The sequence below is a fragment of the Nonomuraea sp. NPDC005692 genome (assembly GCF_040631115.1).
GTDB lineage: Bacteria > Actinomycetota > Actinomycetes > Streptosporangiales > Streptosporangiaceae > Nonomuraea.
The window spans coordinates 145,445-170,979 of the sequence record NZ_JBEXYU010000015.1 but is presented as its reverse complement, the minus strand read 5'-3'; the positions used below and the strand labels follow the sequence as shown (position 1 = coordinate 170,979).

Annotated in this window: 24 protein-coding genes; 13 read left to right on the top strand and 11 right to left on the bottom strand. The window is 71.5% G+C overall.

Annotation, left to right across the window (positions count from 1 at the left end; genetic code table 11):
- The first annotated feature begins 63 nt into the window (after nt 1–63).
- Nucleotides 64–1,233 carry an RNA ligase RtcB family protein gene (locus ABZ459_RS28700; RefSeq protein WP_357976489.1) on the top strand — a complete coding sequence of 390 codons (1,170 nt, stop codon included), beginning with the start codon at nt 64–66 and terminating at the stop codon, nt 1,231–1,233.
- 83 nt (nt 1,234–1,316) lie between these two features.
- Here the strand turns inward: ABZ459_RS28700 and ABZ459_RS28695 are convergent, their stop codons facing one another.
- Nucleotides 1,317–1,859 (bottom strand): hypothetical protein, encoded by a 543-nt coding sequence (locus ABZ459_RS28695; RefSeq protein ID WP_357976486.1) that lies wholly within the window; start codon nt 1,857–1,859, stop codon nt 1,317–1,319.
- A gap of 265 nt (nt 1,860–2,124) precedes the next feature.
- On the opposite strand from ABZ459_RS28695, the gene ABZ459_RS28690 reads away from it, so the two are divergent.
- Complete coding sequence (locus ABZ459_RS28690) at nt 2,125–2,661, top strand: DUF305 domain-containing protein (RefSeq protein WP_357976483.1); 537 nt, start codon at nt 2,125–2,127, stop codon at nt 2,659–2,661.
- Nucleotides 2,662–2,872: 211 nt separating this feature from the next.
- Entirely contained in the window at nt 2,873–3,436 is a 564-nt protein-coding gene (locus ABZ459_RS28685) for a response regulator transcription factor (protein ID WP_357976480.1), read from the top strand.
- A gap of 80 nt (nt 3,437–3,516) precedes the next feature.
- Here ABZ459_RS28685 and ABZ459_RS28680 read toward each other — a convergent pair whose 3' ends face one another.
- From ABZ459_RS28680 to ABZ459_RS28670, 3 genes are all read right to left on the bottom strand, one after another.
- On the bottom strand, nt 3,517–4,029 hold the full coding sequence (locus tag ABZ459_RS28680; protein WP_357976477.1) for an RICIN domain-containing protein: 513 nt from the start codon (nt 4,027–4,029) through the stop codon (nt 3,517–3,519).
- Nucleotides 4,030–4,208: 179 nt separating this feature from the next.
- Nucleotides 4,209–4,685, bottom strand: a complete 477-nt coding sequence (locus ABZ459_RS28675; protein ID WP_357976474.1) for a VOC family protein — start codon at nt 4,683–4,685, stop codon at nt 4,209–4,211.
- A gap of 69 nt (nt 4,686–4,754) precedes the next feature.
- Nucleotides 4,755–5,639, bottom strand: a complete 885-nt coding sequence (locus ABZ459_RS28670) for a LysR family transcriptional regulator (protein ID WP_357976471.1) — start codon at nt 5,637–5,639, stop codon at nt 4,755–4,757.
- Between the two features lie 261 nt (nt 5,640–5,900).
- On the opposite strand from ABZ459_RS28670, the gene ABZ459_RS28665 reads away from it, so the two are divergent.
- Nucleotides 5,901–7,694, top strand: a complete 1,794-nt coding sequence (locus ABZ459_RS28665) for a discoidin domain-containing protein (RefSeq protein WP_357976467.1) — start codon at nt 5,901–5,903, stop codon at nt 7,692–7,694.
- A 37-nt stretch (nt 7,695–7,731) separates the two neighbouring features.
- Here the strand turns inward: ABZ459_RS28665 and ABZ459_RS28660 are convergent, their stop codons facing one another.
- Nucleotides 7,732–8,904 (bottom strand): ROK family transcriptional regulator, encoded by a 1,173-nt coding sequence (locus ABZ459_RS28660; protein ID WP_357976464.1) that lies wholly within the window; start codon nt 8,902–8,904, stop codon nt 7,732–7,734.
- A 141-nt stretch (nt 8,905–9,045) separates the two neighbouring features.
- Between ABZ459_RS28660 and ABZ459_RS28655 the strand changes: the two genes are divergently transcribed.
- The 5 genes from ABZ459_RS28655 to ABZ459_RS28635 are packed head-to-tail and all read left to right on the top strand — an operon-like array spanning nt 9,046 to nt 14,872.
- Nucleotides 9,046–10,290, top strand: coding sequence for a Gfo/Idh/MocA family oxidoreductase (locus tag ABZ459_RS28655; RefSeq protein ID WP_357976461.1), 1,245 nt, complete (start codon nt 9,046–9,048; stop codon nt 10,288–10,290).
- Nucleotides 10,287–11,894, top strand: coding sequence for a beta-N-acetylhexosaminidase (locus ABZ459_RS28650; protein WP_357976458.1), 1,608 nt, complete (start codon nt 10,287–10,289; stop codon nt 11,892–11,894). Before ABZ459_RS28655 ends, ABZ459_RS28650 begins: the two co-directional genes overlap by 4 nt.
- A 43-nt stretch (nt 11,895–11,937) precedes the next feature.
- Nucleotides 11,938–13,182 carry a sugar ABC transporter substrate-binding protein gene (locus tag ABZ459_RS28645; RefSeq protein WP_357976455.1) on the top strand — a complete coding sequence of 415 codons (1,245 nt, stop codon included), beginning with the start codon at nt 11,938–11,940 and terminating at the stop codon, nt 13,180–13,182.
- Nucleotides 13,183–13,185: 3 nt separating this feature from the next.
- Entirely contained in the window at nt 13,186–14,064 is an 879-nt protein-coding gene (locus ABZ459_RS28640) for a sugar ABC transporter permease (RefSeq protein ID WP_357976452.1), read from the top strand.
- Complete coding sequence (locus ABZ459_RS28635) at nt 14,057–14,872, top strand: carbohydrate ABC transporter permease (protein ID WP_357976448.1); 816 nt, start codon at nt 14,057–14,059, stop codon at nt 14,870–14,872. Before ABZ459_RS28640 ends, ABZ459_RS28635 begins: the two co-directional genes overlap by 8 nt.
- Nucleotides 14,873–14,905: 33 nt before the next feature.
- On the opposite strand, the gene ABZ459_RS28630 is transcribed toward ABZ459_RS28635, so the two are convergent.
- Together ABZ459_RS28630 and ABZ459_RS28625 are read right to left on the bottom strand one after the other, a co-directional pair.
- Nucleotides 14,906–15,388 carry a hypothetical protein gene (locus tag ABZ459_RS28630; protein ID WP_357976444.1) on the bottom strand — a complete coding sequence of 161 codons (483 nt, stop codon included), beginning with the start codon at nt 15,386–15,388 and terminating at the stop codon, nt 14,906–14,908.
- A 42-nt stretch (nt 15,389–15,430) separates the two neighbouring features.
- Nucleotides 15,431–16,240 carry a metalloregulator ArsR/SmtB family transcription factor gene (locus ABZ459_RS28625; RefSeq protein WP_357976441.1) on the bottom strand — a complete coding sequence of 270 codons (810 nt, stop codon included), beginning with the start codon at nt 16,238–16,240 and terminating at the stop codon, nt 15,431–15,433.
- 136 nt (nt 16,241–16,376) lie between these two features.
- Here ABZ459_RS28625 and ABZ459_RS28620 point away from each other — a divergent pair, with 136 nt between their 5' ends.
- The 3 genes from ABZ459_RS28620 to ABZ459_RS28610 all read left to right on the top strand — a co-directional run bounded on the left by ABZ459_RS28620 (nt 16,377) and on the right by ABZ459_RS28610 (nt 20,767).
- Nucleotides 16,377–17,738: an FAD-dependent oxidoreductase gene (locus ABZ459_RS28620; RefSeq protein ID WP_357976438.1), complete on the top strand. Its 1,362-nt coding sequence runs from the start codon at nt 16,377–16,379 to the stop codon at nt 17,736–17,738.
- Between the two features lie 85 nt (nt 17,739–17,823).
- On the top strand, nt 17,824–18,207 hold the full coding sequence (locus ABZ459_RS28615) for a metalloregulator ArsR/SmtB family transcription factor (RefSeq protein WP_357976435.1): 384 nt from the start codon (nt 17,824–17,826) through the stop codon (nt 18,205–18,207).
- A gap of 178 nt (nt 18,208–18,385) precedes the next feature.
- Nucleotides 18,386–20,767, top strand: coding sequence for a hypothetical protein (locus ABZ459_RS28610; protein WP_357976432.1), 2,382 nt, complete (start codon nt 18,386–18,388; stop codon nt 20,765–20,767).
- An 81-nt stretch (nt 20,768–20,848) separates the two neighbouring features.
- Here ABZ459_RS28610 and ABZ459_RS28605 read toward each other — a convergent pair whose 3' ends face one another.
- Nucleotides 20,849–22,015 carry an erythromycin esterase family protein gene (locus tag ABZ459_RS28605; RefSeq protein WP_357976430.1) on the bottom strand — a complete coding sequence of 389 codons (1,167 nt, stop codon included), beginning with the start codon at nt 22,013–22,015 and terminating at the stop codon, nt 20,849–20,851.
- Between the two features lie 153 nt (nt 22,016–22,168).
- Here ABZ459_RS28605 and ABZ459_RS28600 point away from each other — a divergent pair, with 153 nt between their 5' ends.
- Entirely contained in the window at nt 22,169–22,594 is a 426-nt protein-coding gene (locus ABZ459_RS28600; RefSeq protein ID WP_357976427.1) for a DNA-binding protein, read from the top strand.
- Here the strand turns inward: ABZ459_RS28600 and ABZ459_RS28595 are convergent.
- From ABZ459_RS28595 to ABZ459_RS28585, 3 genes are read right to left on the bottom strand one after another with little or no spacing between them, the layout of a single operon-like run.
- A complete protein-coding gene (locus tag ABZ459_RS28595) occupies nt 22,591–23,640 on the bottom strand; it encodes a VWA domain-containing protein (RefSeq protein ID WP_357976424.1) in 1,050 nt (349 codons plus the stop codon). The genes ABZ459_RS28600 and ABZ459_RS28595 overlap by 4 nt on opposite strands.
- Nucleotides 23,641–24,651 carry a VWA domain-containing protein gene (locus ABZ459_RS28590; protein ID WP_357976421.1) on the bottom strand — a complete coding sequence of 337 codons (1,011 nt, stop codon included), beginning with the start codon at nt 24,649–24,651 and terminating at the stop codon, nt 23,641–23,643.
- Nucleotides 24,648–25,532, bottom strand: coding sequence for a DUF58 domain-containing protein (locus ABZ459_RS28585; RefSeq protein ID WP_357976418.1), 885 nt, complete (start codon nt 25,530–25,532; stop codon nt 24,648–24,650). The genes ABZ459_RS28590 and ABZ459_RS28585 overlap by 4 nt, the downstream gene beginning before the upstream one ends.
- Nucleotides 25,533–25,535: the final 3 nt, after the last annotated feature.

Here is a 25,535-nt window from a genome sequence, read left to right as displayed (position 1 = left end):
CACGACGCCGGCTCGCGTCGTGATGCCGACTGTCCATACCCTTCTGCAGGGAAGAGAGCGTCTTTGTCTCAGCAACACCCGGCCCCGTCCGCTCCGGTCACGGGTGCCACCGTCACCGTGTTCGCCTCCCCCACCAGCTGGATCGAGTCCGACGCCGTCGCGCAGTGCCGTCAGGTGGCCGCCCTCGACGGCATGACGCACGTCGCCGCCATGCCGGACCTGCACCCCGGCAAGGGCGCGCCCGTCGGGGCCGCCATGACGTCGGCCGTCCTGTACCCGTTCCTGGTGGGCTCCGACATCGGGTGCGGCATCGCCGTGTTCCCCGTCAGGCTCAAGCGCGCCGTGCCCGAGAAGCTCGCCGCCCGCTTCCCCGACCTCGATCGTGCGCTGGACCCCGAACGTGATGCCGACGATCCCGCCTGGGCCGTCATGAAGGACGACGTCCCCGCCGGTCACGTCGAGGGCCTCGGGACGGTCGGCCGCGGGAACCACTTCGTCGAGCTGGCCCGGATCGGGACCGTCTTCGAGCCGGGCCACGCCGATCGGCTCGGCCTCAACGCCGGTGACCTGGTCCTCGTCGTCCACAGCGGTTCACGGGGGCTGGGCGAACGCATCCTGCGCGAGCACACCGAGGTCCACGGCGCGGGCCCCGCCCCTGATCCCGGCGCCTACCTGGCCAGGCACGACCAGGCCGTACGGTGGGGGTCGCTCAACCGGCGGCTGCTGGCCGCCCGGGTCGCCCACGCGCTGGGGTTCGAGCCGGCCGAGCCGATCCTCGACCAGTGCCACAACCTGGTCGAACTGCGCGACGGCCGCTACCTGCACCGCAAGGGGGCGGCGCCGGGCGACGGCCGCGACGTGCTCATCGCCGGCACCCGCGGCACCCCGTCCTACCTCGTGGCCGCCCACGCCGGGCCGGACGCCGGCCACTCCGTGGCGCACGGCGCGGGCCGCAAGATGTCGCGCGCGGACGCCCTGCGCCGCGGCCGGGCCAAGCACACCGTCGAAGAGCTGCGCCGCACGCCGGTCGGGTCGGTGGTGGTGTGCGGCGACCGCCAGCTCCTCTTCGAGGAGGCGCCCACGGCCTACAAACGCATCGAGCAGGTGATCAACGACCTCGTCGACCATGGCCTGGCCACGCCCGTGGCCACCACGATCCCCCTGGTCACCTACAAGACCCCCGACCTCGGACCGGCCGCCCGAAGGGACCGCCGCAAGCGGGGCCGGGCGTGAACGCCCATCCCCCAGTCCTGGCCGGCCAGTTGCCGCACCGCCCGGACGGCGGCGTCCCTGTGCCGGCGGGGCTCCCCGCAGGGTCAGCGGCCGATCAGGGTCGCGTCGGGGAGTGACTGCTTGACCGCCTCCGGCGTGCCCACCACGACCGTCAGTTTTTCCTGGGTCTTCTTTGCCGCCGCGTTTCCGTGAAGCTGCACTTTTCCGAGGTTCTTCGCCTCGACGGTGACGAACATCCGGGTGGGGGTGCACCACAGTGTCACGGTGCTCTCCGAACTGGTTCCGGTCATGGGTTCCTTGGGCCCGGCGAAGCCCTCTTCCGCGGTGACGACGTTGCCCTCGGTCTTCGTCAGGTCCTGGCTCATGTTGAAGTTGACCTCGGAGGGCCCCTGGTCGGCGAGCCCGCACACGCCCTTGCTGTTGATCCAGGGGACCATGTCGTACTGCGCGACCTGGATCCGCGCCAGCACCTTGTCCGCCCCTTCCGGCATGCCCGACTTGGCGGCCGAAGCCGGCAACGACGCCAGCGGCCAGCGGCTCGGATCCTTGAGCAGCCAGTCCTTCGGCTCGTCCGTCGAACAGCCCGTCAGCAACAAGACCGCGAGTAACACGATTTTTCCCCACATAGGGGGATCATCATAAGGTCGACACTTCCGGACGTACGGGCGTACGCGGCGACATTCCAGGGGCGGGTTACCGTTGGGAGTAGGTGTCGAATCGGCGTTGGGGGGACGCATGAAGCGACGCTCCGCGAAGACCGCGATGGCCGCCGGGGCATTCCTGGCCGCCGTCACCACCGGGTCGGGGGCCGGTGCGGCAGCCATGGCATCTCCGCCGGTGCCGTCCCCTAGCCCTTCAGGCACACAGCCCACGTGCCCCGGCATGGGGCAGATGCATCCCGTGACCAGCGAGTACGACTACCTGTCGCAGATGGTCCCGCACCACGAGGACGCCATCGCCGCGGCCCGGCAGCTGCAGCGGTCCGGCAGGCCCGAGATGCGGCGGCTCGGGCAGTCGATCGTCACGACGCAGACCGCCGAGGTCGTCAGGATGAAGGGCTGGCTGCAGCAGTGGTACCGGCAGAGTCCGGCGCCGAGCCCGAGCGGGAGCACGATGCCCGACCTGTCAGGGCTTTCGGGGGATCAGCTCGACAAGGCGTTCCTCCAGCACATGATCCCGCACCACATGATGGCGATCATGATGTCGCAGCAGCTCCTCGTGCACGGTGAGGCGCTGCATCCCGAGGTCGCCGCCTTCGCCCGCAAGGTGCGCGACGACCAGCGGGCGGAGGTCGGCACGATGCGGCGGTACCTGGTCCAGTGGTTCGGGGAGCAGAGCATGCCCTGCATCCCACAAATGCCCGGCATGCCCGGCATGACGCCGGAGCCGCACATGTCCGGCATGATACCCACCACCGGCACATCCTGACGCCATCCCGGCCCCTCGGTCCGTCAGGGGAAGGGACGGCGCGGGCCGCGAGCAGGCGAGGAACGCCCAGCCGGAGAAGTGGAAGGACGCGCACGCCAGAAGGCCGGGAACGCCCAGCCGGAGAGATGGAAGGACGCCGCACGTCAGAAGGCCGGGAAGGCCCAGCCCGTCGGGTGGAAGGGCGCGCGCGGTCCTGGTCGCTGGCGCCCTGGTGCAGCGGGCGCGGCTGGCCGGCGGCGCGCCCCGCGAGCGGGCCGCGGCCCGGCAGGCCGAGCTCGCCGCGGTCGATGCGAGGCTCGGCGTGGACGGGCCGTTCGACCGGGCCTGGCAGGTCATGCTGCGCGCGCTGGTCGAGGACGACGGCCGGGACGACGTGGCGGCTGCCTGGCGGGACCTCGGGCAGCCGTACGAGCTGGCGCTGAGCCTGTTCCACGGCGCGCGGGCCGCGCTGGCGGCGGGCGACCGGCCCGGCGGAGCGGCCCGCCTCAGGGAGGCCGCGCGGCTGGCCGAAGAGCTGGGTGCGGCGCCGCTCGCCCGGCTCGGACGGCCCCGGCCGGCCCAGGACGGGCTCACGGAGCGCGAACGCGACGTGCTCGTCCTGATCGCCGAGGGGTTGAGCAACCGGCAGATCGCCGCCCGGCTGCACATCTCGCCCAGGACGGCGGGCGTGCACGTCTCCCACATCCTGGCGAAACTGGGCGCGGCCACCCGTACCGAGGCGGCGGCCATCGCCTTCCGCGAGGGACTGACGGGGTCCGCCACGGCCCGGCCGTGACGGCGACGGCGGACCGGCCGCCGGGCCCGCGAACGGCGTGGGTGACGCCGTCGCGGAACGGGGGCCGGTCAGCCTGGGGGTCAGGTGAGGGTGTCCTCGACCTTGATCTGGCCGCCTTGGACGACCCACTTCTGGTTGGGGTGGTTCAGGCACGTCCACAGGCGCACCACGGTGTTGTTGGCCCGGCTGTTGGTGGCGTCGAGACAGACCTCGCGCCCGGTGCCGATGGTGTCCTCGACCTTGATGTGACCGTTCTGGATGACCCACTTCTGGTTGGGATGGTTCAGGCACGTCCACAGGCGCACGTTGGTGTTGTTGGCGCGGCTGTTGGTGGCGTCCAGGCAGACCTCGCGCCCGGTGCCGATGGTGTCCTCGACCTTGATGTGACCGTTCTGGATGACCCACTTCTGGTTGGGATGGTTCAGGCACGTCCACAGGCGCACCTCGGTGTTGTTGGCGCGGCTGTTGGTGGCGTCCAGGCACACCGGCGGGCCGGCCTGGGCGGCGTGGGCCGTCGAGGCGGGGACGACGGCCGCGGCCACCAGGGCGACGGCGGATGCGGCCATCAGGCGGGTGAGGGGGCTGACGGGCATGGGATACCTCCACTGATGCGGCGGGCGGGCCGGCACCGGCCTTGTTCAGCGGGCGATCCCGCAGGAGACGATCGGCCGGCCCGGAGACAATGCATACAGAAAGTAATCGTCAGCTTGCAGAAAGTGACCTGCCATAAAGGTGACGCATCCCTAGCCCGTGCGTAAAGCCCCCCGGGAGGTCAGAGGCGCACCGCCGAGGCGGTCGCCTTCAGCTCCTCCGCGTCCATGTCGGCGACCCGGCTGGTGAAGAACCAGGAGTGGCCGAAGGGGTCCTCCAGTTCGACCTGCAGATCGCCGTGGAACTGCAGCTCCACCGGGCGGATGACGCGCGCTCCCGCCGCGATGGCCCGCTCGGCGAACGTCTCGACGTCCGGTACGAAGACCATGAGGTTGACCGGCGTACCGCCGATCGTCCTCGGGCTGCGGAAGTGGTATTCGGGGTGTTCGTCGCGCAACATGAAGACGGCGGCGCCGATCCGGAACTCGGCGTGCGCGATCTTGCCGCCCTGGCGCGGGATCTCGATGCTCACGTCGGCGCCGAAGGCCGTCCGGTAGAAGTCGAGGGCCGCCTTGGCGTCGTGCACGTTGAGGTAGGGGACGCCGCCTTTGTACTCGTCGGGGATGGGGTTCGTCCTGGTGTTCCGCGTCGTTTCCATGTGTTCCATCCTTCGCGGCCCGCCTGCCTGCGACAACGACGAGTTCCGAAACGATCGCTAACACCTGGGTTAGCGATCGAGCTCCGCGCGCAGGAGCGTGACGAACGACCGCACCCTGCCGGTCTGGCCACCGGCCGGCCAGACCGGACCGTACTCGATCGGCGGCAGGCCGGTGATCGGCACGTAGGCGATGTCCGGCCGGGCGTGGAACCGCGTGGCCTGGCTGCCCACTACGGCCATCCCCGCGCCGCCGCTGACCAGGGTCAGAAGTTCCTGCCGCGAGGTCAGCACCCGCTCGCGCCGGACGGCACGTCCGCTCGGCGTCCGCGCCGGGATGATCGCGTCGAGCAGGTATTCGGGCGCGTCGGCCGGTACGAGCACGGTGTCCCTGGCCAGATCCTCCACGGTGACGCCGTCGCGCCGGGCGAAGGGATGCCGGGAGGAGACGGCCAGCACGCGGGGGTCCCGCAGCAGGGCGGGCCCGCTCGACAGGTCGGCCTCGCGTACGGGCAGCTCGGTGATCTGCAGGTCGAGTTCGCCGGCGCGCAGCGCGCCGAACGCGTCCGACAGGTGCACCTCGCGGATGCGCACCTCGCAGTCGGGATGGCGGGCGCGGAACACCTCGGCGGCGGCCATGATGGCCTCTCCGGCCGGCGGGCTGGAGAAGCCCACCCGCAGGGTCCCGGTATGGCCGCGTCCGGCGGCGACGGCCTTGGCGATGCCCTCCTGAATGCGCTGGTATCCGGCCTGCACGTCCTCGCGCAGCGCGCTGCCGACCGGGGTGAGCGCCACCTGCCGGCTGGTCCGCCGGAACAGCGCGACGCCGAACCGGCGCTCCAACTGCTTGATCGTCTGACTGACCCGGGCGCCGCTGACGCCCAGCCGCTCGGCGGTACGGCCGAAGTGCAGCTCCTCGGCCAGGGTCAGGAAGATCTCGATGTCACGCCGTTCCATGACCTGCAGGTTAGCGATGCCTCCGACGACCTCTGCGGCTGCTGTCGACTCCTTATCGTGGACTCCATAAAAATTGCTGTCAAGATCTTGCGGCTTCGCATTCGTGCGGAGATGATCCCGAAAGGAGCGGTTCTGCGAGGCAGAACTTCCCCCGGAGCCTGCGATTAGTGTCAACGACCATGTGGCGGCCACCGCCTCGGCCGCCGGGGCCGCCTCCCGCGCCTCTGAGAACCCCGCCCCCTACCGCAAAGGGATTGCTTCATGCGCTTCTCAACCTCGTCCCTGGCCGTCGCCGTGGCCCTGACCGGGCTGCTCGCCGCCACGAACACGACCGCGGCGGCAGCCGACCGCGGGAACAAGCCGGGCTACCGTCTCGACTGCGACGGCAAGGGGCCCGGCAGCACCTGCACCGTGGTGGCCACCGGCAAGGCGCGGCCCAACCGGGTCGAGGAGTTCGTCACCACCGTCAGAAGCGGTGACCAGGTGTGGGCGCGGGACACCATGTACAGCCGCGACGGGTCGGCGCGCAGCCGTCCCTTCACGCTGCCCGGCAAGGAGGTCACGGTCGACGTCTCCGTCACCTCCATGCCGGCCGGGCACGTGGGCGTGCCGCTGCGGCTGATGGCGTGGAACCTGTTCGTGGGCGGCACGTTCAACCGCCAGGAGAACACCGGCGAGAACCTCGCCCAGATGATCGACTACATGAACGAGGTCGATCCCGACATCCTCTTCGTGGTCGAGGGCTACGGGTCCGGGCAGAAGATCCTCGACGGGCTGAACGCCGGACGGTCCGAGGGCGACCGGTTCACCGGCACGCAGCTCACCACGCCGGAGGACTACAGCGTCAACGGCGACAACCTGTGGCTCTACACCAAGCTCGAGGTCGAGAAGGTGTACCCGCGCTACGCCGACGCCGACATCGACTCCTTCAACCTCGGCGGCGCCCGCCTCGGTCTGCCCGACGGCCAGCACGTCAACGCCTTCAGCCTGTGGACCTGGCACGACGGCTGGGCGTACGGCGACACCCACGACGCGGCCGTGCAGAACACCCACGGCCTGCCCCGCACCAAGACCGACGAGCAGATCCTGGAGGGCGACAACCTGCGCAGGGTCGCCATGGGCAAGGCCATCCTGGACAAGGCGATCCCGTCGTTCATCGGCGACGACGACGCCCCCGTGCTCATGGGCGGCGACCTCAACGCGCAGTCGCACCTGGACTGGAGCGAGCAGTTCGCCGACGCCCCCGGCCACGGCGGCGTGGTGCTCCCCTGGCCCTACACCAAGCTGTACACCGACGCCGGCTTCATGGACACCTTCCGGTACGCCAACCCCGACGCCGGGCGTTACCCGGGCCGGACGTGGAGCCCGTATCACGGCATGGGCGCCATTCCCGGCCGTATCGACTACGTCTTCGCGCGCGGCAAGGACGTGCGCGTCCTGGGGTCACGCGCCGACACCCGGCGCCTTCCCCGGCACCGGCAGACTCCGCTCGACCGGCCGTACCCCTTCTACTCCGACCACGGGTCCGTCATCACCGACGTCCTGATCCGCGGCAAGGGCGCCGGGCCCGTCCGGGAGCCCGTCGGCGAGGAGCCGGGCAAGGGACGCGACATCTGGCCCACGGAGCCCGCCGGCCGCCGCATCCCGCCCGCCGAGCTCAAGGCCGCCGCCAGCACCTTCAAGCCCGGCGTCGGCGACCCGCGCAACGCCGTCGACGGCAAGCTGACCACCGACTTCCACTCCAACTACCCCGAGGTGCCCGCGCAGCCGCACACCATCACCGTCGACCTGGGCCGGGTCAGGCAGTTGTCGGCCGTGCGGTTCCAGCCCAAGCTGCGCACCAACATGAACGGCACCATCCTCGAAGGCATGGTGCAGGTCAGTGACGACGGCGTCGCCTTCCGGGACGTCACGGCCGTGAACTGGCCCCGCATGACCGCGCCCAACGACGTCAGCCTCCAGGGGGTCTCGGCACGCTACATCAGGCTCCGCTCCGACTACAGCATCGGCGGCGCCTCCGCCCTCGCCGAGATCATCCCCTACGAGAAGTCCTGACGCCGTACGCCGGAGACGGGAGAGGTGAGGCCGGGTGTCAGGAGAGTCGCTGCGGAGCGGCGGGGCTGGAGATGGAACCCTCCGGGGAGAAGAAACGATCGTCCACGTGGTCCAGCGCCAGACAGGCCCCGCCCAGGGCGACGCATTCCTCGCCCAGCGTCGAGGGCCGGATGTCGGGAACGCGTACACAGTGAGGTTCGAGCGCCCGGCGCAGCGCGGGCAGCAGGACGTCGGCCGAGCGGGAGAACCCGCCGCCGAGCACGACCAGCTCGGGGTCCAGCGTCAGCACCATCGCGGCGGTGCCGAGCGCGAGATGGCGGGCGTACGCGTCGACCGCGGCCTGGGCCTCCTGGTCGCCGGCCCGAGCCGCGCCGAAGACCAGCCGGGCGGCCTCCTCGGCCGAGGCCCCCTTGGCCGCCGGGCCGCTCTCCAGCCGCCCGGCCATGGTGCCCCAGCCGGTGATCTCCATGAGCCCGACCTCGCCGGTGGCCCCGCTGAACCCGTGGTACAGGCGCCCATCGATGATCAGCGCGGCGCCGGGCCGGCGGCCGACGTGCAGGTAGACGAGGTGCTGGACGCCCGCGGCCACCCCGAGCCGCTGCTCGGCGAGGGCGGCGAGCTTGCTGTCGTTCTCGATGGAGATCGGGCAGGCGAGCCGCCGCCCGAGGTGACCGACGAGGTCGACGCCGGGCCAGTCGGGCAGGTCGTTGACCAGGGTGACGAGCCCTTCGCGGTTGACGACGCCGGTGCTGCCCGCCGTGACGCCCCACATGTCGGACGCGGTCAGCCCGGCGGCGACGAGCGCCGCGTCGACGGCCCGCCACACGGCCTCCAGCCGCTCCCGCTGGGCGGTGTGCCGGTCGACGGCGACCCGCCCGCTGGCCACGATCCGCCCGGCGAGGTCGGTGATCACGGCCAGCACCTTGTGCACGCCCACGTCGATGCCGAGCACGTGACCGGCGTCGGTACGGAACCGGTAGCGCTTGGCGGGCCGCCCCATGGCGCCCGGCGCGGGCGGCACCTCGGCGATCCAGCCGCGCTGCTCCAGATCCGTGACGACGTCTCCGACGGAGGCCCGCGACAACCCGGTGCGGGCGGACAGCTCGGTGAGCGTCAGTGGCTCGCGTGCCTCACGCAGGGCTCGGATGCTGCTCAGAGAGTTCAGCTGGCGTAGCCGCTGAAGGTCGCCACCACTGACCTGCACGGTCACACTCCTCACTATCACTGGTCTCTGAACTATATCCCTTTGGCCCATCCCCGCTTCCAGCTGCGCATGCCCGATGAGAAGAGGCTTGACGGCAAGGTCATTCTCGTGACTATCTATGGAGACCTTCATAAAGGAGTTTGCGAAATGACAGTGACCATCGCCATCGTCGGCGCCGGATCGCGCGGCCAGATCTACGCCAGGGCCGCCGCCGCGGACGGCCGGGCACGAATCGTGGCAGTGGCCGACCCGGACCCGGCCCGCCGGGCCAAGGTGGCCGCCGACCACGACCTGCCGGACAGCGCCTGCTTCACCGGATGGGACGAGCTGGCCGCCGTGCCGAAGCTCGCGGACGCCGTGGTCATCGCGACCCAGGACCAGTTGCACGTCGAGCCGGCCGTGGCCTTCGCCGACCTCGGTTACGCCATCCTGCTGGAGAAGCCGATGGCGCCGACGGAGCCGGAGGCCCGCCGCATCGTCGAGGCGGTCGAGCGCAACGGCGTGGTGTTCGCGGTCTGTCACGTGCTTCGCTACACGGCCTACACCAGGGCGTTCAAGCAGCTTCTGGACAGCGGCCGGCTGGGCACGATCTCCAGCGTGCAGCACCTGGAGCCGGTGGGCTGGTGGCACATGGCCCACTCCTTCGTGCGGGGCGCGTGGCGGAACGCGGCCGAGTCGGGGCCGATGCTGCTGACCAAGTCCTGTCATGACATCGACTGGTTGCTCCACATCCTCGGCGAGCAGCCGGTCGCGGTGTCGTCCTTCGGCTCGCTGACCCACTTCCGGCCGGAGAACCGGCCCGAGGGCGCGAGCACGCGTTGCGTGAGCTGCGCCGTCGAGCCGGACTGCGCCTACTCCGCCAAGCGTCTCTACCTGAGCTGCCTCGGCGATCCGCGCCGCGAGTTCTGGCCGCTCGGCGCCGTCACGTCCGACGCCACCGTGGCGGGTGTCACGCACGCACTGGAGACCGGCCCGTACGGCCGCTGCGTCTACGACTGCGACAACGACGTGGTCGACCAGCAGGTCGTCACGCTGGAGTTCGCGAAGGGCGCGACCGTGTCGTTCACCATGACGGCGTTCACGCCGCTGGAGCACCGCAAGACCCGGATCTTCGGCACCCGCGGGTACGCCGAGGGCGACGGGCGCGACATCAGGGTCGTCGACTTCGTGACCGGCGCCGAGGAGCGGATCGACACCGAGACGTCGGCGGGCGCGTCGCTCGCCGACGGCCACGGCGGGGGCGACGGGGGCCTCACCAAGGCGTTCATCGACGCCGTCGCCGCCGGGGACCAGGCGCCGCTGGGCGCCGGCCCGGCCGAGGCCCTGGCCGGGCACCTGGTCGTCTGGGCCGCCGAGCGCGCCCGCGAGACCCGCACCGTGCAGGCCCTGTGAACGCGACGATCCCGGCGCCCGCCCGCCGCACGCCCGGCGAAGGCCGGTTCACCTTCACCGCCTCGACCCCGCTGTCTGCCGACCCGGCGCTGGCCAGGGCCGCGGAATGGCTCCGCGGGGCCCTCACCCCGGCCACCGGCCTGCCGCTCCCGGAGGGGCCCGGCGGGGTGGAGATCCGGCTCGTCGCGGGCCTCGGGCCCGAGGAGTACCGCCTCACCGCCACGACCGAGTCGGTGCTGATCGAGGCGACGGGCCCGGCCGGCGCCTTCTACGGGGCGCAGACGCTGCGCCAGCTGCTCGACCCCGCCGCCTTCCGGGCCGGACGCGCCGGGGACAGGGCGTGGAGCATCCCCGCGACGGAGATCGCCGACGCTCCTGAGTACGGCTGGCGCGGCTGCCTCATCGACGTGGCCAGGCACTTCCTGCCGAAGAACGACCTGCTGCGGTACATCGACCTGCTGGCCGCGCACAAGCTCAACGTCCTCCACCTGCACCTGACCGACGACCAGGGCTGGCGGCTGGAGATCAGGAAGTACCCCAGGCTCACGGAGGTCGGCGCCTGGCGGCGCGAGTCTCCGGTGGGCGCCGCGCGGCACCAGCGCTTCGACGGGCGCCCGCACGGCGGCTTCTACAGCCAGGACGACATCCGCGAGATCGTCTCCTACGCCGCCGACCGGTTCATCACGGTCGTGCCGGAGATCGACCTGCCCGGCCACACGCAGGCCGCCATCGCCGCCTACCCCGAGCTCGGCAACCTCGACGACCGCCTGCCGGTCCGCACCGAGTGGGGGGTCGGCGAGAACGTGCTCAACGTCGCCGACGGCACGATCGCCTTCTTCACCGACGTCCTGGACGAGGTCCTGGAGCTCTTCCCGGGCCCGTACGTCTGCGTCGGCGGCGACGAGGTGCCGAAGACCCAGTGGAACGGGAGCGTCCCGGCCAAGGAGCGCATCCGGGAGCTCGGCCTGCACGACGCCGACGAGCTGCAGACCTGGCTCATGCGCCACTTCACCGACTACCTGCTGGCCCGCGGGCGCAAACCGCTCGGCTGGGACGAGCTGCTGGAAGGCGGGCTGCCGCCCGGCGTCACCGTCGCGGCCTGGCGCGGCGACAAGTGCGCGGTGCTGGCCGTGCGGGCCGGTCACGACGTGGTCGTCTCGCCGTTCAGCGAGACGTACCTGGACTTCCGCCAGGCCGACGGCGACCAGGAGCCGGTGCCGATCGGCAGCGTGACCTCCCTGCGCGCCGTCCATGCCTTCGACCCCGTCCCGGGCGGCCTCGGCGAGGATGAGCGCGCCCGGATCCTCGGCGCGCAGGCCGCGCTGTGGACCGAGCACATCGACTCCCCCCGGCTGCTCGACTACATGGCCTTCCCGCGCCTGGCCGCCTTCGCCGAGGCGATGTGGAGCGGCCGGCGCGACTTCGAGGACTTCCTGGTGCGGCTCGCCGTGCACGAGAGACGCCTCGACGCGCTGGGCGTGGAGTACCGGCCGGCGGGCGGGCCGCATCCCTGGCAGCAACGTCCCGACGCCCCCGGCAACCCCCGGAGCAGGGCGGAGATCGACGCCGAACTCGCCCGCTGGACCTCGACCCTGCGTCTCTGAACCCCGCCTCCCCGCACCCCCCACACCCCCCAGGGAGACAACCGTGCGATCTCGAATGCCTCTCGCCTGCCTGGCCGGCCTCGCCGTGCTGGCCGCCGGCTGCGGCACGTCCGGCGAACCGGCCGCCGACGGCAAGGCCACCATCAGCTACGCCATCTGGGACAAGAACGACCAGCCCGCCGCAATGGAGATCATCGACGCGTTCCAGCGGGCCAACCCGAAGGTCACGGTCAAGCTGGAGATCACCCCCTGGGACCAGTACTGGACCAAGCTCCAGACGGCCGCCTCCGGCGGCACCGCCCCCGACGTGTTCTGGATGAACAGTCTCAACGTCCGCATGTACGCCAAGGGCGGTGTCATCGCCCCGCTGGACGACACCAAGGCCGGCGGCCTGCCCGCGGCGGTCGTGGACGGCTACCGCTACGACGGCAAGCTGTACGCCCTGCCGCACAACGTGAGCATCCCGGCCCTCTGGTACGACAAGAAGATCTTCGACGCGGCCGGGCTGGCCCACCCCACCGCCGACTGGACCTGGGACGACGTCAAGGCCGCCGCCAGGAAGCTGACCGACCCGGCCAAGAAGCAGTTCGGCATCCTCGCCCCGATGTGGGACCAGGGCGGCTTCTACAACACCATGATCCAGGCCGGCGGGCACGTCCTGTCGCCCGACGGCAGGAAGAGCGGCTTCGACGACCCCGCTTCCGTGCAGGGCCTGGAGTTCTGGACCGGGCTGATCAAGGACCAGGTCGCGCCGCCCGCGGAGACCTACACCGACACCGACCCCCTCCAGCTGTTCCAGACCGGCAAGTACGGCATGTACTACGGCGGCGTCTGGTTCGCCTCCACCTTCTGGGCGAACTCCGAGATGCGCGACCGGATCGACGTGGCGCCGCTGCCCAAGGGCCCGGCCAAGGAGGCCGTCATCCTGCTCGGCCTGGCCAACGCCGTCTCGGCCAAGAGCGAGCATCCGAAGGAGTCGGCGGCGTTCGCCGAGTTCGTCTCCTCCGAACAGGCTCAGAAGATCCTCAGTGACAGCGGCGGCGGCGCGCTGTCGCTGCGTCCCGGCACCCAGGACGGCTGGTTCAAGGCCTTCCCCTCCTTCCATCTGAAGGAGACCTATGACGCCTCGATGCCGCACGGCGTGCCGTACCCGGCGACGCTGAACACGGCGCAGTGGCAGGACGTGCAGAACACGCTGCTCGCCGACGCCTGGGCGGGCGAACGCCCGGTGGCCGAGGCCGCGCGGGAGGTCGCCGCGAAGATGAACGAGATCCTGGCCAAGGAGTAGCGGATGCTCTCCAGGCGCGAGTGGGCATGGGGTTACCTCCTCGTCGCCCCCATGGCGCTGGGCCTGGCCGTCTTCCACCTGTGGCCCATCGCCCAGACCGGATACCTCAGCTTCACCGAGTCGGGCGCCTTCGGCGGCTACACCTGGGTGGGGACGGCCAACTTCACCGACCTGCTCGGCGACGAGGAGATGCTCGGCGCGCTCGGCAACACGCTGCTCTACGCCGTGCTGGTGCTGGCGGGCGTGCCGCTGTCCATCGCCATCGCCACCCTGCTGAACGTGCCGGGCCTGCGCGGGCTGGGCGTCTACCGCACGCTGTACTTCCTCCCGGTCGTCACCATGCCCGCCGCGGTGGGCCTGACCTGGCGCTACCTGTTCAACGGCGACTTCGGCGCGATCAACCACCTGCTGGGCGCGGCGGGGATCGACAGGCCGCACTGGGTGAGCGATCCGGACTTCGCCATCTACGCGATCGCGGTCGTCGGGATCTGGAGCACGATCGGCTACAACGCCGTGTTGTTCCTGGCCGGGCTGCAGGGCATTCCCCACCACTTCTACGAGGCGGCCTCGATCGACGGCGCCGGGCGGTTGCGGCAGTTCTTCCGCATCACGCTGCCGCTGCTCGCGCCGACCACGTTCTTCGTCATGGTGATCACGATGATCAGCGCGTTGCAGGTCTTCGACCTGGTCTACCTCATGGTCGACCCGAAGAGCCCGGCGCTGGACGGCAGCCGGACGATCGTCCACCTCTTCTTCGAGACGGGCTTCGTGCAGAACCGGCGCGGGATGGCCGCGGCGATCGCGGTGCTGCTGCTCGGGCTCATCCTCATGCTGACCGCGATCCAGTTCCGCCTGCAGAAGAGGTGGGTGCACTATGAGTAGGCCCAGAACGTGGCCGGCCCACGTGGTGCTGGCCGCGGGCGCGCTGGTGATGCTCGCGCCGTTCGCCTGGCAGGTCGTCGTCTCGCTGCAGACCCTGCCGGACTCGCTGCGGGTGCCGCCGAAGTTCACGCCCTCCTGGCAGTGGTCGAACTTCGCCGACGCCTTCCGATCGGTGCCCCTGGCCAGGCAGTTCCTCAACACGGTCGTGGTCACCGCGGCCGTCACGGCCGGCCAGCTGCTGCTGTGCTCGCTGGCCGCCTTCGCCTTCGCCCGGCTGCGCTTCCCCGGCAGGGGCGCCCTGTTCATGCTCTTCCTGGCCGTGCTCATGGTCCCCGGCGAGCTGTTCATCATCCCGCGCTACGAGATCATGCAAGGGCTCGGCTGGCTCGACACGTTGCAGGCGCTGATCGCGCCCGGCGTCTTCGGAGCCTTCGGCACGTTCCTGCTCCGGCAGTTCTTCCTCTCCCTCCCCAGGGAACTGGACGAGGCCGCGCGCCTCGACGGCGCCAATCCGCTGCAGGTCTACTGGCACATCATGTTGCCGCTGGTCAAGCCAGGTCTGCTGGCGCTGGGCCTGCTGACCGCCATGTCGTCGTGGAGCAGCCTGCTGTGGCCCCTGGTGGTCAACACCGACCCGGAGATGATGACCCTCTCGGCGGGCCTGGCCTCGTTGCGCGGCCAGTTCCTGACGAACTTCCCGATCCTGTTCGCCGGATCGATCGTGGCCTCGCTGCCGATGATCGTGCTGTTCGTGGTCATGCAACGCCAGCTCGTCGCCGGCATCGCCTTCACCGGCTCCAAGGGCTGACCCCGCGGAGCCGGACGGGGCGCGTGGGACGTCTCAGAGCAGGGCCAGGAGTTGCGCGGTGTGGGCGGGCAGCTCCACGTCCGCGAGGCCGGTGATGAGGTCCCTCAGGGGCACGAGCTGATCGACCAGGACCGTGCCGTTGGACAGGAGCAGGGTGGGCACCGGCGTGTCGAGTTCGGCCTCGCTCAGCGCCGGCCCGCCCAGCGCGCAGAGCGCGTCCCCCTGGCGGCGGACGCGTTCCCGGAGGCCCGCGTTGCCGCCGGCGCGGGCGATGACGCGCTCGATGGTCCAGGTGTCCTGGGCCGTGCGGTTGTCGTAGGTGGTGTTCGCCGCCGAGGCGACCGAGGAGGCGGCGGCGATGGTGGTCGCGGTGACGATGGCGACGTGCGCCAGGATCTGGTCGGCGGTCCACTCGCCGGCCGGCGGGACGGTGCCGCCGTCGCCGGAGTCGGCCACCGTGGCGGCGGCGTCCAGCAGGGCGCGGTAGGCGTCCCGCAGCGGGATGGTGTCCAGCACGTCTTTCCTCTTTCTGTGGTCGTGTCGCCCAGGGCCGGGTGGTCAGGCGTGCGCCCGGTACATCTCCCACGGCGCCTGCGGGAGGACCTCGCCGGTCTCCAGCAGCGACTTGAGGTTCGCCAGCACGGCCGGCCATCCTTGCGCGATCCCGTCGAGCATCGCCTGGTTGGGCAGGTCCTCGTGGGTCACGGTGAGACGGACGATGTCCTGGTGCGGCTCGATGAGGAAGGTGACCACCGACGACTTCCTCGATGACGCGGCGCCGGGGGCGTCGTCGAAGGTGACGACGAGGCGGGCCGGGGGCTCGGCCTCGATCACCTCGCCGGTGACGTCGACGGCATCTGATCCGTCGGCGCGCCGGTGCTCCCAGGGCGATCCCTGCCGCCAGTCCGAGATGTTGCGGTGTCCCCAGTAGCGCGCGGTCAGGTCCGCGTCGGTCAGGGCCCGCCAGACCTGCTCGGCGCTCGCGCGGATGTAGGTGACGTAGACGTAGGTCGGCACGGACGTGGGTTCGTCGCTCATGGCGTACTCCTCTGCCTGGTGCTTGATGGCGTTGATCGCTCGCAGCCGGGGCCGGTCGAACTCCGAGATCCAGCGCTCCTGGATCTCGTGGATGGGCGCCGGGTTGAGGTAGTGGAGCCGTTCCCGTCCGCGCCGGACGACGGTGACGAGGGCGGCCTGCTCGAGGACGTTCAGATGCTGGGTCGCCGACTGGCGGGCCATGTCAAGACGTTCGCACAGCTCGCGCAGCGTCTGACCGTTGTGCTCGCGCAGTCGGTCGAGCAGGAGGCGCCGGGTGGGGTCGGCCAGCGCCTTGAAGACGAGATCCACGGCTGTCGCTTCGAGGCTCACGCCGTCCATTATGCAGGTATTTACCTGCCTATTGTCAAAGGTCTGATTTGACAGTCGTCTAATCAGGCGCGCATGATGTCGCTGGTTAGATGAACTTCTATTCAAGGGCAATCGCCCGAAGTCTGGAGAAACGGTCATGAGCGACGGTTGTCGCGGTCCTGCCGCGATCGAGCAGTTCACCTCAGAGCGGCGGGACGACCTGCCCGTGGTCGTGATCGGCGCCGGGCCTGTCGGGTTGGCCGCCGCCGCCCACCTGGCCGAACGTGGCCTCGACTTCCTGGTCCTGGAGGCCGGTGAGCGGATCGCCGCGTCGATCGCACAGTGGGGGCACGTGCGGGTGTTCAGCCCCTGGAAGTACGACATCGACGCCGCCGCCCGCCGCCTGCTGGAGGCCGACGGCTGGACCGCGCCCGACCCCGAATGGCTGCCGACCGGCGCCGAGATCATCGCCGACTACCTCGCCCCGCTGGCCGAGCTGTTCGGCGACCGGGTACGCACCGACGCACGGGTGACCGCGATCAGCCGCCTGGGCCATGACCGCGTGCGCACGGCAGGCCGCGAGCAGGCGCCCTTCCTGATCCGCCTGGCCGACGGCGGCGAGCTGCAGGCGAGCGCGATCATCGACGCCTCCGGCACCTGGACCAGCCCGAACGTGCTGGGCGCGAGCGGCCTGCCCGCACACGGCGAGGACGAGGTGTCCATCGACCACGCCCTGCCCGACGTCCTCGGCGCCGACCGCCACCGCTACGAAGGCCGGCACGTCCTGGTCGTCGGCGCCGGCCACTCGGCCGCCACCACGCTGCTCGCCCTGGCCCAGCTGGACGACACCCCCGTCACCTGGGCCATCCGCGCGGGCAACGCCGGCCGCGCCTACGGCGGCGGCGACGCCGACGCCCTCCCCGCCCGCGGCGCGCTCGGCACCCGCCTGCACGCCCTCGTCACCTCCGGCCGCGTCCAGCTCCTGACCGGCTTCTTCACCCACCGGGTACGCGCCACCGGCGACGGCGTCGAAGTGACCAGCCGCACCCCCTCCGGCGCCGAGCAGTCGATCACCGTGGACCTGATCGTCAGCGCGACCGGCTACCGCCCCGACCACTCCATCGCCGCCGAACTCCGCCTGGACCTGGACCCCGTCCTCGGCTCCACCCGCCGCCTCGCCCCGCTGATCGACCCTAACCAGCACTCCTGCGGCACCGTCCCGCCACACGGCGTGGACGAGCTGGCCCATCCCGAGCCCGGCTACTACGCCATCGGCGTCAAGAGCTACGGCCGCGCCCCGACCTTCCTGCTCGCCACCGGGTACGAGCAGGCCCGCTCGGTCGTCGCCGCGCTGGCCGGGGACTGGCAGGCGGCCCGCGACGTGCGGCTCGACCTGCCGGCGACCGGGGTGTGTTCCTCCGGCCTGGCCGAGGCCCAGGAGCGGCGGGCCGGCGGCGGGCCACTGCTCCTGGCCACCGTCCCGGCCACGGGCGGAGCGGGCGGCTCCTGCTGCGGGTGACGCGCCCGGACCCGGAGCGGGCGCGCGTGAGGGCCGGCGGCGGGCGCCTATGATTTTGATCGGGATCGAAGTAAGGAGTCTCGTCATGGCCGCCCCCGCCGGCACCTCATGCTGCGCGCCGATCGCCCGCGAGCCGCTCGGCGAGGCCGACGCCGTCGAGCTGGCCACGTTGCTCAAGGCCGTCGCCGATCCGGTGCGGCTGCGGCTGCTGTCGATGATCGGCTCGCACGCCGGCGGCGAGGCGTGCGTGTGCGACCTGACCGGCGTGTTCGACCTGACCGCGCCGACCATCTCGCACCATCTGAAGGTGCTGCGCACCGCCGGGCTCATCGACGGCGAGCGTCGCGGCACCTGGGTCTACTACCGGATCGTCCCCGAGACGGTGAAAAGGCTGGGCGCGCTGTTCGCCTCCGCGGAGCCTGCCGACCGCCCCTGCGCCGAAGGGGCGGGGCCGGACCGGGCGTGCTGACACCGAAACCCGGAATACCCGTAAAGAGGGACGGTGTCATTCGTGGTTGATCATTTGCTATGTCGATCGAGCTGTTCACAAGTGCGCATGGTTACCTTCAGTATTCGTGAAGATACGATCTGGCCCTGCGGGGCCGGGAAACAGCTCATCTGGCCCTAAACGTGCGGCCATTTCCACCATGCTCCTTCTGAGCGCGGTGTCTGTCGCGCTCCAACCCGCCCGTCCGGCAGCCGCGCAACCGGTTCCGCTGGTCGAGGAGGACTTCACCGGGGCCACCGCGATCCCGCAGTTCATCGGCGTGGGATCGGCCTGCCTGACCGGTGCGCCGGCGGCTCCGCCCGCCGGGCCTGGCGACCATCCGCTCGGGGGCTGCCCCGCCAACGCGGCGGGTCCCGTCCCGCCGACCGGAGCAGCGCCTTACGGCTATCTCCAGCTCACCAGCGCCGATCTGGACCAGACGGCGGCCGCCCTCTACAACGAGCCGATCCCGGCCGAAGAGGGCCTGGACGTGACGTTCGAGCAGTGGCAGTACGGCAACACCACGGCGGTGCCCGCGGACGGCATCTCCTTCTTCCTGATCGACGGTGAGGCCTCGCTGGACCGTCCGGGCGCGTTCGGCGGCAGCCTCGGCTACGCCCAGAAGCTGCCCGACGACGACCCGGCGAACCCGTTCGAGCCCGGGGTCAACCAGGGTTACGTCGGCATCGGCCTGGACGTCCTCGGCAACTACTTCGGGGACTGGGAGCAGCGGGGCCGCACCTGCGCCGAGCGCTCGCCGGCCGGCACGGGCTTCCGCGTCCCGGCTCCCGGGCCGAACATGGTGACGGTGCGCGGGCCCGGCAACGGCACCGCGGGCTACTGCTTCCTGACCGCCACCACCAGCAACTTCACCACGACCGGGCCGTGGCCCTCGACTCTGCCGGGCGACCTGCAGGGGCCCACGCGGACCGTGCCCAGCGACCCGCGGGCGGCGCAGGCCGTGCTTGAGGAGTCGAAGCGCACGGTCAACGTCCGGATCACGCCGGCGCCGAACCCCGAGATCACGATCTCGATCGACTTCAACGACGGCAACGGGATGCAGGAGGTGCTGTCCCTGCCCGCGCCGCAGCCGGTGCCGGAGAGCTACAAGTTCGGTTTCGGTGCTTCAACGGGTCTGTTCAGCGATGTGCACCTGATCCGGAACGTGGTCGTCCGTCCGGTGGCCGAGCGGCCTGAGCTGTCGCTCAGGAAGCGCGTCGCCCGGGACGCCGACCTGCCCGACCCGGTGCCGGTGGGCACGGAGGTGCCCTACGAGTACGTGGTCACCAACACCGGCAACATGAACATCACCGACCTGATGGTGGACGACGACGTCGTCGAAGAGGTCACCTGCCCGCAGACCACCTTGAACGTGGGCGAGCGGGTCATCTGCCGCGGCTCGTACACGGTCACGGAGGAGGACGCCGAGCGCGGCTCGGTCACCAACACCGCCACCGCGATGGGCAGGGCGGACGGGACCGAGGTCAGCTCGCCGCCGTCCGAGGTCACCGTCGGCGTCACGGACGAGCGCGGCATGCTGGAGCTCGACAAGCGCGTCGACGACTCCCGCGCGTACCGCCCCGGCGACCGGGTCACCTACCGCTACGTCGTGCGGAACACGTTCGACGAGACCGTGACCGACCTGCGGATCGACGACAACCGGGTGTCGGACATCGTCTGCGAGGCCACCACCCTGGAGCCCGGCGAGTACACGGTCTGCACGGGCACCTACACGGTCACCGAAGAGGACGCCGCCCACGGCTCGGTCACCAACACCGCCACCGCGGTGGGCATGATCGACGACACGGAGGTGAGCTCGCCGCCGTCGGAGGCCACCATCGACGTCATGGGCGAGCGCGGGACGCTGCTGCTGGAAAAGAGCGTGGACGACACCCGCACGTACCGGCCCGGTGAGAGGGTCACCTACCGCTACGAGGTCAGGAACAACTCCGGCGAGACGCTGGAGAACCTCCGGATCGAGGACAACCGGGTGACGAACATCGCCTGCCGGACCACCACCCTGGAGCCGGGCGAGTCCACCACGTGCACGGGCGTCTTCGTCGTGCCGAGCCGTCCCGGCGGCAAGAAGGACTGCCGCAAGGGCTGCAGCTTCACCGTCACCAACACCGCCGTGGCCAGGGCGGACGGTCTGACCTCCGCGCCGGCGACGGCGACGATCCGGGTCGCGCAGAAGTCGCAGCACCCGCGCCCGCCGTGCCGGCCGGGCAAGAAGAAGGACCACTGCCGGCCCGGCAAGAAGCCGCACCACCACGGCCGTCACCACGGTCACGACCACGGGTACGACCACAGGTACGACCACGGCTACGACCGCCAGTGCCCGCCGGGCAGGAGGCCGTACGACGGCAGGACCGCCGCATCGGGATGTGTCTCCGAGGTGGCGAACAGGAACGAGCGGGAGATGGGCCGCCCCATGGACGAGTCCTACGAGCCTCAGCCTGAGGACATGATGGACGACCCGTACATGGAACGTTCCTACCAGGAAATGGGCGACATGCCGATGCCCTGGGAGACCTCCGAGTAGGTCGCCTCTCTTCCCATCCGCGTCAACCTGATGGTCCCTCCCCGCGGGGAGGGACCATCGTGCTGTCCGCCCCCCGGACGGTCACCCCCAGGCGCCGACCTCCTTGACGAAGACGACGCCGTCGATCGCGCCGAGGTGGGACGGGTCCAGCGGGAAGTAGGCGAAATCCTGGGAGACGCGCCGCGCCGGATCGGCGACCGCCTCGGCCAGGCGGCGGGCGTCGACCACCGAGTGGTCCCACGGGAGCGTGGACAACACGCCCTCGACGGTGTCCGGCGACGGGGTGTCGTCGCCGGTCGTGCCGAAGGCGGAGGCCAGGTAGGCGTACCGGTCGCCCAGGTGGGCGGCGGCGATCGCCCCCGCGCTCCACCACTCCAGCCGCTGGTCGCCGAACGACATGAACGTCTTGTCGCGCTGGAGGTGCAGGTTGGCGGAGAAGACCAGGGCCGGGCCGTGCTCGGCGACGGCACGCAGGTTGGCCGCCATCATCGCGTCCCGCAGGGCCGACAGCCGGGTCCAGCGCGCCGGGGAGGCGTCGGCCATCCAGTGGTGGTAGCGCAGCAGGGCGGTGGCGGTACGCGCGTACAGCTCCGCCCGTTCCCTGTCCCGCGCGCCGAGTTGCGGCGACTGCGTGTCGAGCAGCGCCGCCAGGTCGTCGGCGATCACCCGGAGCCGCTGGGCGTCGGCGGACTGGCCGATCGACTTCGACGGGTCCATGGCCGTGGCCTCGTCGGACCATCGGTCGTCCTGGCCCAGCAGCGCGTCGAGGGTCTCCCTGGTCACCACCGCGGCGGGGAGCGGGCCGTCGAGCAGGTCGTACAGGCCGGTGAGCGCCTCGCGCGGGCTCGCCGCCCAGTACTCCAGAGGGCCGTCGACCCCGAAGAACCGCAGCTTCTCGTCGTGCTCCTCGTTGTGGGCGCGCATCCAGCGGACGAGCTCGCGGTTGGCCGGCAGGGCGCCGAAACCGTGGCTGAAGCCGCGTTCCATGACGTCGTCGAGGGTGCCGGCACCGGTCGTGACGTAGTCGTCCACCAGGAGGCCCTTGAGACAGTCGCTCTCGATGGCGAACGACCGGTAGCCCTCGTTCTCGACGAGGTGCCGGAAGATCTCGTTGCGCAGCTCGCCCAGTTCCCCCACGAAGTGCCTGGCCTCACCGAGGCCGAGCAGCAGCGGCCTGGCGGGCAGCGTCCCCAGGAACGCCGAGACACCCGCGCCATCGACCGGCCAGGCGATGTCCTTGATATCCATGCCTTCAACGCTATCGTTGAACTTTCGGTGTAACCCTTCCAGCTGAAACACCCATATACAGCCCTGAAACCTTCAACCCGCGCTCCACGTGTTGAACAGTCCGTTCAAAACAGGCTGTTGACATCAGTGAGTTTCAGCGCCATCGTTGCCTCCATGTCGATCGAGCACCCCTTCTCCCCGCCGGACCCCGAGCAGGCGCGCGCCCAGCGGGTGCACGCGTCCCTGTTCCGGATCGCCGAGCGGCACGCGGCCACCGACGAGCAGCGGCTCAGGCAGGCGCACCCGTCGGTCATCGGGCCGCACGAGGCCGTCAGGCTGGTGACGTTCCTGCTCAGCGGGGCCGCGAAGCCGGACGACGGCGAGCCGGAGGTGGACCAGGCCGACATCACCGCGGCGTTGAGCCTCGTCCCGCTGGTTCGCGGAGAGCTGGACGCGCTGGAGGCCGGGCTGCTGGCGATGGCCCGTGGGCGCGGCATGACCTGGCAGGAGATCGCCTTCGGGCTCGGTCTCGGCACCGCGCAGGCCGCCCGGCAGCGCCACGAACGCCTCGCCGAGCGGTCGGGGACGGCCCTCGACTAGGCCGCCCGCCGCGGGCGGTTCCACCAGAGGGAGAGCGACAGCGCCGCGGCCACGAGCAGGGCCCCGGCCCCGGCGAAGGCGGCGGCCGTGTCCACCCGCTCGCGCACGACCGTGAAGGTGCCGGGAAGGGCGTCCAGGGCGGTGGCGAGCTGGGCGGCGTTCTCGGCGCGGTGGTAGGAGCCGCCGGTCGTCCTGGCGATCTGCCGGAGTGCCGGCTCGTCGATGATCCGGGGGTTGCGGCCCCGGTCGAAGCCCCCGCCGAACCCGCCGCCCCAGCTGCCGAACCCGCGGCCGTCGAACTGCGAGTTGTCGCACACCATCGGAACCGGGTTCGTGGTGCCGAAGCCGATGGTGAACACGCGTACACGGCGCAGCGCCGCCTCCTGGGCGGCCCGCTGCGGGTCGACGCCCTGGGTGTTGGCGCCGTCGGTGAGCACGACGATCGCGGCGCCGGCGTACCCGGAGGCCGCGGCGGGCGGCGTCGCGGCGGTGGCGGCGACCGACGGGTCCACCTCGGCGATCGCGTCGATCGAGGTGAGCATGGCCTGGCCGATCGCGGTGCCGCGGGCGACGGTGAGCCCGTCCAGGGCCTCGATCAGGGCGTCGGTGTCGTCGGTGGGCGGGACGAGCAGGCCCGCCGTGCCGGCGAAGGTGACCAGGCCGATGCGCGGCCCGCCGCGCTGCGACTCGATGAAATCGGCGGCGGCCTTCCTGGCGGCGGTGAGGCGGTTGGGGTCGACGTCGGTGGAGCACATGGAGCCGGAGGTGTCGAGCGCCAGCAGGATCGTCGCCGACCGCATCGGCACCGGCACCGACGCCTGCGGTCGCGCCGCCCCGGCCGCGAGCAGCGCCAGCCCGGCGACGAAGAGCGCCACGGGGATGCGCCGCGTCCAGCGCGTACGCCCGGGAAGGGCGGCCCGTACGAGCGCGATCGAGGTGACGCGCACGGCGGCCCGCCGCCGCCGGCGACCCGCCCACCAGCGGATCACGAAGATCAACGGGATGACCAGCGCGCACAGCAGCGCCCACGGCCAGGACAACGACATTCAGATCACCCGCCCGGACCGGAACACGGTGACCGCCGCGCCCGCGGCGAGCAGCACGAGCGCGAGCCCGATCAGCCCGCCGGCGAGCGGCAGCGGCTTGTCTGAGACGGTGAGCCGCAGGTCGATCGTGTCGGCGATGCCGTCGAGCCGCGCGGCGTCGGCGGCCGGGTGGTAGGCGCCGCCGGTGGTCCGCGCGATCGTGGTGAGGGTGTCCGCGTCGAGCGAGGTCTGCAGGTGGTAGCCGTCGACCCGCACCGCCGCCCCGGCCGCGGTGCCGACCCCCACGGTGTGGACGCGCACGCCCGCCTTCTGGGCCACGGCGGCGGCCCGCTCGACGTCGCCGCCCTGGTTCTGGCCGTCGGAGAACATCACGATCGTGGCCGACGGCCAGTAGCCGAGGTCGGGCGGCGTCCCGTCGCGGCCGATCACCACCTGCCTGCCGGTGATGGCCGTGAGCGAGGCCGTGATGGCCGCCCCGAGCGAGGTGCCGCCGGTGATCCTCAGACGGTCGATGGCCCTGAGCGCGACGGAATGGTCCGCGTCGGGCCGCGCGGTGGTGAGCGCGCCGCGTTCGAACGCGACGACCCCGATGTCCACGCTGTCCGGCTGCGCCGCCACGAACGCGCGGGCCGCCCGCTGCGCGGCGGCCAGCCTGGTCGGCGCGACGTCACCGGCGCCCATGCTGTTGGAGACGTCGACGGCGAGGATGACGGTGCCCGCGGTCCGCGGCACCGGCACCATCGCCGCCGGCCCCGCGGTGGCGACCGCGAGCACGCCGACCGCCGCGATCGTCAGGCCGGTCCCGAGGTACGCGCCGCGCCCGCCCGGCCCGGCGACCCCGGCCGCGGCCAGCGCCGACCTCCGGCGGCGGGCCGAGACGACGGCCGCCCAGGCCAGCGCCGCCGTGACGAGCAGCCCGGCGGCCAGCAACAGCGGGGACGACAGCGTCAGCCGGTCCCCGGCGAATCCGCTCATGGCGACCACTTCCCGCCCCGGGCCGATCCCGCTCATGGCCGCCGCTCCCCCGTGCGGGCGGCGATCTCGACGAGCGTGTCGGTCAGGTCGCGGTCGGTACCGACGCGGTGGACCGGCACCCCCGCCCGGCGCATGCCCGCCGCGAGCCGGGCGTCGCGGGCGTCCACGGCCTCGCGGAAGCGGACCCGCAGCAGCGGGTCGGCGGAGTCGACGACGAGCTGCTCCCCGGTCTCGGCGTCCTCGACCACGATCAGCCCGGCCTCGGGCAGCACGTCGTCGGCCGCGTCCACGATGCGCAGGGCGACGACCTCGTGCCGCCGGGCCAGGCGCTGGAGCGAGCGTTCCCAGTCGCCGTCGCCGATGAAGTCCGACAGGACGACGATGAGGGCGCGGCGGCGCGCCAGCCGTCCGGCCGCGTCGAGCATCAGCGCCAGGTCGGTGGTGGCGCCGGCGCGCGCACCGGCGGTGCGTTCCAGCTCGGCGCCGATCCGCAGCGCGTGCCGCCGGGACGTGCCCGGCGGCACGACCCGCGTTGTCCCGGTGTCGAACAGCAGCGCGCCGACCCGGTCGCCGCCGCGCCCGAACAGCCGGGCGAGGACGAGCGTCAGCTCGGCCAGGACGTCGTGCTTGCCGCGCCCCGGCCGTCCGGCCGTCATCGAGGCCGACCGGTCGAGCACCAGCCACACCGTCAGCTCGCGGTCCTCGGTGAACACGCGCAGATGGGGTTCGTCCAGGCGGGCGGTGACGTTCCAGTCGATGTGCCGGGCGTCGTCGCCGTCGGCGTAGCGGCGCAGGCCGGTGAAGTCGATGCCGGAGCCGCGGTGCGCGGTGCGGTGGGCGCCCTGGAGGCGGCCGTCCAGCCTGCGGACGACCTTCCACTCCAGGCGGAGCAGGAGTCTCTCGGGGGCGGTGGCCATGAC

Bases quoted from the DNA above. Each gene is read 5' to 3' on its own strand.
- ABZ459_RS28695 (WP_357976486.1), bottom strand. From the start codon at position 1,859: ATGTGGGGAAAAATCGTGTTACTCGCGGTCTTGTTGCTGACGGGCTGT.
- ABZ459_RS28690 (WP_357976483.1), top strand. From the start codon at position 2,125: ATGCATCCCGTGACCAGCGAGTACGACTACCTGTCGCAGATGGTCCCG.
- ABZ459_RS28680 (WP_357976477.1), bottom strand. From the start codon at position 4,029: ATGCCCGTCAGCCCCCTCACCCGCCTGATGGCCGCATCCGCCGTCGCC.
- ABZ459_RS28675 (WP_357976474.1), bottom strand. From the start codon at position 4,685: ATGGAAACGACGCGGAACACCAGGACGAACCCCATCCCCGACGAGTAC.
- ABZ459_RS28670 (WP_357976471.1), bottom strand. From the start codon at position 5,639: ATGGAACGGCGTGACATCGAGATCTTCCTGACCCTGGCCGAGGAGCTG.
- ABZ459_RS28665 (WP_357976467.1), top strand. From the start codon at position 5,901: ATGCGCTTCTCAACCTCGTCCCTGGCCGTCGCCGTGGCCCTGACCGGG.
- ABZ459_RS28655 (WP_357976461.1), top strand. From the start codon at position 9,046: ATGACAGTGACCATCGCCATCGTCGGCGCCGGATCGCGCGGCCAGATC.
- ABZ459_RS28640 (WP_357976452.1), top strand. From the start codon at position 13,186: ATGCTCTCCAGGCGCGAGTGGGCATGGGGTTACCTCCTCGTCGCCCCC.
- ABZ459_RS28635 (WP_357976448.1), top strand. From the start codon at position 14,057: ATGAGTAGGCCCAGAACGTGGCCGGCCCACGTGGTGCTGGCCGCGGGC.
- ABZ459_RS28620 (WP_357976438.1), top strand. From the start codon at position 16,377: ATGAGCGACGGTTGTCGCGGTCCTGCCGCGATCGAGCAGTTCACCTCA.
- ABZ459_RS28615 (WP_357976435.1), top strand. From the start codon at position 17,824: ATGGCCGCCCCCGCCGGCACCTCATGCTGCGCGCCGATCGCCCGCGAG.
- ABZ459_RS28610 (WP_357976432.1), top strand. From the start codon at position 18,386: ATGCTCCTTCTGAGCGCGGTGTCTGTCGCGCTCCAACCCGCCCGTCCG.
- ABZ459_RS28605 (WP_357976430.1), bottom strand. From the start codon at position 22,015: ATGGATATCAAGGACATCGCCTGGCCGGTCGATGGCGCGGGTGTCTCG.
- ABZ459_RS28600 (WP_357976427.1), top strand. From the start codon at position 22,169: ATGTCGATCGAGCACCCCTTCTCCCCGCCGGACCCCGAGCAGGCGCGC.
- ABZ459_RS28595 (WP_357976424.1), bottom strand. From the start codon at position 23,640: ATGTCGTTGTCCTGGCCGTGGGCGCTGCTGTGCGCGCTGGTCATCCCG.
- ABZ459_RS28590 (WP_357976421.1), bottom strand. From the start codon at position 24,651: ATGAGCGGGATCGGCCCGGGGCGGGAAGTGGTCGCCATGAGCGGATTC.
- ABZ459_RS28585 (WP_357976418.1), bottom strand. From the start codon at position 25,532: ATGGCCACCGCCCCCGAGAGACTCCTGCTCCGCCTGGAGTGGAAGGTC.